This is a genomic window from Clostridium sp., from assembly GCF_032552055.1.
In the GTDB taxonomy this organism is placed as follows: Bacteria; Bacillota; Clostridia; order Clostridiales; family Clostridiaceae; genus Clostridium.
Window position 1 is genome coordinate 1 of sequence record NZ_JAWGSV010000179.1, and the last position, 6,439, is coordinate 6,439.

Below are 6,439 nucleotides of genomic sequence, written 5' to 3' on the forward strand. Positions count from 1 at the left end.
CATTATTAACAGAAAGAGTTCCGTGATTTAGTTTGTCAGCAACTGTTGCAACTACAGTATAAGTGCAGCAATCATTATCACAAAAATCTGAATCACATACAAAGAATGAGAAAGTTGTAGATATATCCTCTTCATCTGTAAGGAAACTCCATGTTCCTCCAACAGGAATTTTGTTTTTTTGATGTCTACATTCCCTAAATATTCTAAAATTCAAACTAACCTTGTCATCACCTGATCCATTATTGTTTGTAACAACAATGTTACTTGCAAACTCTAGTTTAATACTTGGGTCACATATACATGAAGTATCTAAAGTTAAAGATGCAACTATAAAACTAGTATCTTCATCAGCTTTATTAATAGGTGTAAAACTAGGGCAACCACATTTTACTATAGTAGGACATTTTTCTTCTTTTTTATCATCATCTTTATCATAATAGTGCTTTTTACAAGGATCATAGCAGTCTTTTTTACAAGTATCATAATGGCCTCTTGACATTGAATTCATGAATTGAATCCTCCCTTTTATTTATAAAATTATTTATAAAATCATTTATAAAATCATTGATTAATTTAGTATTAATAGTTTTCATTATTTTTAGTTTTATTTATTATTAACTAATTCACCCTTCGTATTTAAAGCCAAATTATCTGTCAGTTTCTTCAAACTCTGGAAATAAAGGATCTAAGTTTTGATCTGGATAGAACTTAGGCACTGGCGCCCTTTCAAATCTTTCACATGGATCTTCTTCTGGTTCTTCTTCACAAGCTTCTCTTGGAACTGGGCAATAATCATATGCTGGAATTAATAATTGAACTATAAGCTGACATTTTACAACTATGAAGTATCCTAAAGTTATATCTAATACTTCATTTCCAGCTTCATCTTCAACTATTTGTCCATCTAATGCTTCAGCAACCATTTCAAGCTTTATAATATTAGTATCTTCTTCGCCGCATTCATCTGCTTCAGTACTTGCAGTAATTTGTGCAATTGATTCAGGACAGTAGAATCTTCCTATAACATCTGTTCTATGGATTTCAAAGAATTCACTTTTAGTAGCTCCACTTTCATCAATATAATCTGAATAGAAAGATATTACATAATTAAGAATTACTTTTTTAAAGTTAGGGTCTCCTTTAAGTGGTATCTTATCTACTGCTGTTAAACAAACTGCAAAATCTCTACTGCTAAGATATCTCTTAGGATTAACAAGTGGATCACTTCTTAATTCAGCATCTGTAGTAGGAGTATCTGGTCCTTCAGCATAAACTAGACATCGTTTTATTAAACATTGGTCGAATACCTTAGGAACTTCAACACAAACTAACTCAGAAGGATCCGGTAAACGCCCTTGTTTATTTACAAGGCCTGGGCGTGGCACAAACTTCTTAAAGTTAATGGACATATAATCTCCTTTCTTTAAAACTATAATACTCTAAATTAATTTTTTAATTATAGTACATATTATGTTGAAATATAAAAGAGGTGATATAAAAATTGATTACATTATAAGTTTTTTTGAGCTTTTTCCATATAAAAGGATGAAATATATTTTATTCAATTCGTAGATTAAAATATATTGTTTTTAAATAAGGCTCTGTTTTATTTTAATGTTGATAATTAATTAATCTTTTTAAAATAAGGATATAATATAGATATAAACAGTTGTGGAGGTTCAATTATGGCAAATGTATTATCGATATTAACAGAAATTGAAAATTTATCTTTATATCAACAAAACCAAATTCTATCCCATTTAGAAGAACGCCTTATTTTAGGTTCTCAAGTTACTCAAATAACTAAAGAAGTTAAAGAAATGAGATTTTCTAAGAGGAAAGTATGCCCTCATTGCAAAGGGGAAGATATATTAAGGAATGGTAAATATAATAATAAACAAAGATACATTTACAAAAACTGTAGAAAGACATTTACTGATTTTACCAACTCCGCAACATATAAGAGCAAGAAACCTTTAGATAAGTGGCTTAAATATGCTAAATGCATGTTAAATGGATATTCTATAAGAAAGTCTGCTGAAATAGTTGAAATAAATATAGCAACAAGTTTCTTTTGGAGACATAAAATTCTTAACTGTATAAGTGAGTTTCTTGGTGTAGGCTCTGTTGATGGTGTAGTTGAGGCAGATGAAGTATTTTTTGCTTATTCATATAAAGGAACTAAACCTATTAATATGCCAAGACCATCTCGTAAAAGAGGTAAACAAGTTAAGAAAAGAGGTATCTCTAAAGAACAAGTATGCGTCGGTACTGCTCTTGATAGGCAAGGAAACTTAATTATAGAGTTATTATGCACAGGAAGAATGACTTCTGATGAATTGAAAAAACTTTATGCTAATCGTATAGGAAAAAATTCTATTCTTTGTACTGATAGTCACAAAAGTTATATTCAATTAGCAGAAGATATGGAATTAAAGCATAAGAAAATTAAAAGAGGTAGACACAAAGAAGATATATATCATATTCAACATATCAATAGCCTACATTCTAACTTAAAAAGATGGATGAGCAGGTTTAATGGTGTTGCAACAAAATATCTTAGCAACTATATGAAGTGGCATAAATGGATAAATACATTTAGCTCAGAAAAAGAATCTATTAGAATTAAAAATTTTATGATTCATAGTAGTATATCTCATTGTTATACTACTATAAAGGAATTTAAAAATATTAAACCACTATTTATATAAACTACTTTTATTTTCTATTTTATATAATTATTATCAACAAATAATGTATAATAATATGAACACTGAATAAGTATATTGAGTGATTCATTAAGTATAAATAAAAGGGAGAGAATTAAGTGAGTAAAAAAAGTAAATTTATCATGTTAACTCTTTCAGTATGTATAATAGGAATAATAATCTATTATCTTAATACTTACAAAGTTGGTAATATAGATAATGTTAGTGAAGGTTTTGTAAAATCAGAAGTTTATAGTGAATATGAAATTAAAGATGCAATGAATATTGTTAAGAAAAAATTTGAAAAAGATTTTAAAGGGTGTACATTAACAGATTTATGGTATGGTGAAAATACAAGTAGGTATTCAGAAGCAGAATGGGCAAAACAATATAATACAGATGAAGCAATAATTTTATTATCAAACTTTGATGTAGATTCTTCTGGTGGGGATGGCTCACTAAATCCTAATACGACTTATAGCGAGTGGCAATGGATTTTAGTTCGCGATAACTTAAATGAAAAATGGTCACTTAAAACATGGGGATATTAATAAAATTAATTAGATAAACAATTAAAAAATAAAGTGGGTAAATTAATTTACCCACTTTATTTATATTAATTTATCAACATTAGTTCAAAACAGAGCCTTAAATAAAAAAGTTGTATTCTATTGATTAGCAATCAATAGAATACAACTTCTAATAATTTCTATTTATTTAAAGCATCTAATAAATCTTGAAGATTTAATCCATGAACCATCGCTGCATCAGCAATAGTTTCAGCTTGAGCTGATGGGCATCCGATACAACCCATTCCAAAACTCATTAATATTTGAGGCGCATTTTCCTTCATCTTAACTACTTCTCCAATTGTCATATCCTTAGTAATCATATATCTCACCTATCCTTACATTATAAAATTAAATTTATTATAAATACTTTGATTTAAGTTCATTCAATATATCTAAATTTTCATCTTTTACATTTCTATTATCATCTTCAAAAATAATACATTCGCTATTAATATTTTTTATAGTCTCTTCCTTAAGCTCTCTTTCAGCAAATTTATAAATTACATTATCTTCTTTATGAATATGTCTATCTAAAAGATTACAATATGAAATTGCATTTGCTATAATATCTAATTTTGCTTCATTATTACCTTCTTCATAAGATTTTAATGCCTCTTCTAAATTAGATACATATAATCTTCCAAGATCATGTTCAACTAGCATTCCATACTTAACTACCTTTTCAGCAGTTTCACCAATTTCTTCTACCATTCTATTAAAAAGCATGATTTCTTCTTTTTTATGATGATGGGAATCTGCATAATTTCTTATAAATTTTATTACTTTATAAAAATCTTCTACATTAACTTTATTTTCTTCTAATATAATTAAAGAAGCTCTTCTAACTACCTTAAGCATTTCTTTTATATTTTTATGTTCTTCCATCATTAATTCAATTGCATTCATACTATCTCACTACCCTTTCAATAGAAAATTCGTTATTTCCTAGGAAATTATATTTATATTCCTTATTTAATATACTAACGAAGCTAGTAATCCACTTATCTCTTAAATCATAAAAGACTTTAACCTTTCCACCAAGGCTTTCCCATATTTCACTATGAACACAAATTCTTCTTTTCCAAACTACTTTATTTTCATCTTGAGATATTACTTCATTTACTCTATCACAAGGCATTCCATCTAAAATATAATCATTCATTGAATTAAAAATATCTATAGCATTAAATTCTTTTATTCCCTTACTTAATACTTCTTTAGCTGCATTTTCACCTTGAGCAATAAATAAACTTTCTAGTTTTGATATATCACTATTTTTTTCTAATATTATAGTAATCCAACTAGCAACTCTACTTTCAGCTGAAGTTATTCTGTCTTGAAGCCATCCATGAATATTAGAAGTATCTATTATATCTTCAAGTGGTAAATTAGGAGTTTTCTCTCCAAACTTACTAATAATTTCATTATTAATAGCTTCTATATCTAACCCTTCTTCTTTAGCTAATGAAATTATATCTTCTTCAAGATTTTCAAACCAAGTAATTTTATTAAATAGCCAGTAATGTATCTTTCCTAAAAATAAACTCATTTCTCTACCTCCATAACTAATCTCTAATGGTAGTTTATCATATGTATGTACAAACATCTGTAACATTAGTTACAGGTGATTTGATTTTTAAATTTTATCTATTAGTTCTAGTCCTAAAGATTTTGCAAACTCTTCACCTAAATGTCTATTTCTTAGGTTTTCAGGGGTATGTGCATCTACACCTAGAATTCTTTTAATATTATATTCTTTAGATAATTCCCAAAAATCTTTTATTGGATAGAAATATCTTTCACCTAAGTTATATTCAACTTTTCCTCTATTAAAACCATTTATGTTTATTTCTAAAGGCATATTTAGCCTTTCAGCTGCTTCAAATATTCTTCTAGATGCTTTTATTGCAGCATCATCCCAATTTCTATACTTTACTCCAAATAAATCTGGATGAGCTATATATGAAAAATATCCACTTTCCATTGTTTTTATAACAAAATCAATATATTTTTCTAAAATTTCTTCTGTAATTTCAATATTACCTATATATTCATATTTACCTTTATAAGGGAAAAAATGAACACCAGCTATTAAGTAATCTGCCTTATGCTTATTAAATAATTCTTCATATAACCAACGATATTCTTCAAAATATTCACATTCTATTGCTGATTTTATAGAAATTTCATTACCATATTTTCTTTTTGCTTCTTCTATTTCATAAAAATATTCTTCTAAATTTTCATATCTCATCCTGTTAAAGTTATCTATATTTTTCCCTGGATGTGGCATATGATCAGAAATTCCAATTTCATCATATCCTTCTTCAATTGCTACCTTAATATAATCTTCAATTGTACCATCTGCATGATTACATCTGTAATTATGTGTATGATAATTAGTCTTCATCATTTTCACCTATCCTTATTATCTAATTTAAAACAAAATTTCTACTAATATACATCATATCACATATAAAAGCTATATTCTAATCTAAAAACAGCATGAAAATGTTACCAATAAAATTTTTATATAAAATTCTCTATTCTTCCTTGGACCTTTATTACTCTCTTTGTAATTGCACTATGAAGTATAACTACATTCTCCATTTCACTTAAATAACAGTAATCTAATACCTTAAAACTAATTTCTTCTTTTCTTTCATAATTAGTTACATATACCTTAAATAATGGTCTACTGCTATTTTCCCCATGAGTGGTTTCAACTATACCAGTACATATTCCTTCACTAGTTGTATATAATCCCAATATAGCTTCAAATAAATATATAATTTCCGGAATCATAAATACAATAAAAAAGTATTTAATGATATCATTACCCATAGAAATAAATATTACTATAAAAACTAAATTAACTAATTTAATTCTTTCAAATCTATCTTTCATCTTTACCTTAGAATGTGGAAAAAATCTTATTTTCATTCTCCAAAACATATTACTTTCTTCGTCTGAAGAACCTGGATTATCATAATCTCTTCTCCATCTAAGCCTATAATCAGTTAGTTTTATTTCCTGAATTTTTCTTTCATTTATATAAAGTAAACATAGATTAATAAAAATTAATAATTGAAATCTTAGTAATATAATATCTTTCAATAAAACTACGCTTGCTATTCCGTAAATAGAAAATAAAAATAT

General features: G+C 27.0%; 9 protein-coding genes. 2 read left to right on the forward strand and 7 right to left on the reverse strand.

What is annotated here, in order from left to right:
- Nucleotides 1-508: DUF4489 domain-containing protein (locus E6248_RS11515; RefSeq protein WP_316340946.1), on the reverse strand; the 508-nt coding region annotated here is incomplete at its 3' end.
- A gap of 139 nt (nt 509-647) precedes the next feature.
- Nucleotides 648-1,409, reverse strand: coding sequence for a hypothetical protein (locus E6248_RS11520; RefSeq protein ID WP_316340947.1), 762 nt, complete (start codon nt 1,407-1,409; stop codon nt 648-650).
- Between the two features lie 276 nt (nt 1,410-1,685).
- On the opposite strand from E6248_RS11520, the gene E6248_RS11525 reads away from it, so the two are divergent.
- Nucleotides 1,686-2,711: an IS1595 family transposase gene (locus tag E6248_RS11525; RefSeq protein WP_316340948.1), complete on the forward strand. Its 1,026-nt coding sequence runs from the start codon at nt 1,686-1,688 to the stop codon at nt 2,709-2,711.
- Between the two features lie 116 nt (nt 2,712-2,827).
- Complete coding sequence (locus E6248_RS11530; RefSeq protein WP_316340949.1) at nt 2,828-3,259, forward strand: DUF4829 domain-containing protein; 432 nt, start codon at nt 2,828-2,830, stop codon at nt 3,257-3,259.
- A 158-nt stretch (nt 3,260-3,417) separates the two neighbouring features.
- Here E6248_RS11530 and E6248_RS11535 read toward each other — a convergent pair whose 3' ends face one another.
- From E6248_RS11535 to E6248_RS11555, 5 genes are all read right to left on the reverse strand, one after another.
- The gene (locus E6248_RS11535) at nt 3,418-3,600 is read right to left on the reverse strand and encodes a DUF1858 domain-containing protein (protein WP_316340950.1); all 183 of its coding nucleotides are present in this window, start codon (nt 3,598-3,600) and stop codon (nt 3,418-3,420) included.
- Nucleotides 3,601-3,637: 37 nt separating this feature from the next.
- The gene (locus E6248_RS11540) at nt 3,638-4,186 is read right to left on the reverse strand and encodes a hemerythrin domain-containing protein (RefSeq protein WP_316340951.1); all 549 of its coding nucleotides are present in this window, start codon (nt 4,184-4,186) and stop codon (nt 3,638-3,640) included.
- Between the two features lies 1 nt (nt 4,187).
- Entirely contained in the window at nt 4,188-4,829 is a 642-nt protein-coding gene (locus E6248_RS11545; RefSeq protein WP_316340952.1) for a hypothetical protein, read from the reverse strand.
- 87 nt (nt 4,830-4,916) lie between these two features.
- Complete coding sequence (locus E6248_RS11550; protein WP_136005821.1) at nt 4,917-5,690, reverse strand: histidinol-phosphatase; 774 nt, start codon at nt 5,688-5,690, stop codon at nt 4,917-4,919.
- A gap of 119 nt (nt 5,691-5,809) precedes the next feature.
- Nucleotides 5,810-6,439, reverse strand: a 630-nt coding sequence (locus E6248_RS11555) for a hypothetical protein (protein WP_316340953.1), incomplete at its 5' end; no start/stop codon positions are given.

What these genes read in the sequence shown, in the direction of transcription:
- E6248_RS11550 (WP_136005821.1), bottom strand. Translation starts at nt 5,690, where the DNA reads ATGAAGACTAATTATCATACACATAATTACAGATGTAATCATGCAGAT.
- E6248_RS11545 (WP_316340952.1), bottom strand. Translation starts at nt 4,829, where the DNA reads ATGAGTTTATTTTTAGGAAAGATACATTACTGGCTATTTAATAAAATT.
- E6248_RS11540 (WP_316340951.1), bottom strand. Translation starts at nt 4,186, where the DNA reads ATGAATGCAATTGAATTAATGATGGAAGAACATAAAAATATAAAAGAA.
- E6248_RS11520 (WP_316340947.1), bottom strand. Translation starts at nt 1,409, where the DNA reads ATGTCCATTAACTTTAAGAAGTTTGTGCCACGCCCAGGCCTTGTAAAT.
- E6248_RS11535 (WP_316340950.1), bottom strand. Translation starts at nt 3,600, where the DNA reads ATGATTACTAAGGATATGACAATTGGAGAAGTAGTTAAGATGAAGGAA.
- E6248_RS11525 (WP_316340948.1), top strand. Translation starts at nt 1,686, where the DNA reads ATGGCAAATGTATTATCGATATTAACAGAAATTGAAAATTTATCTTTA.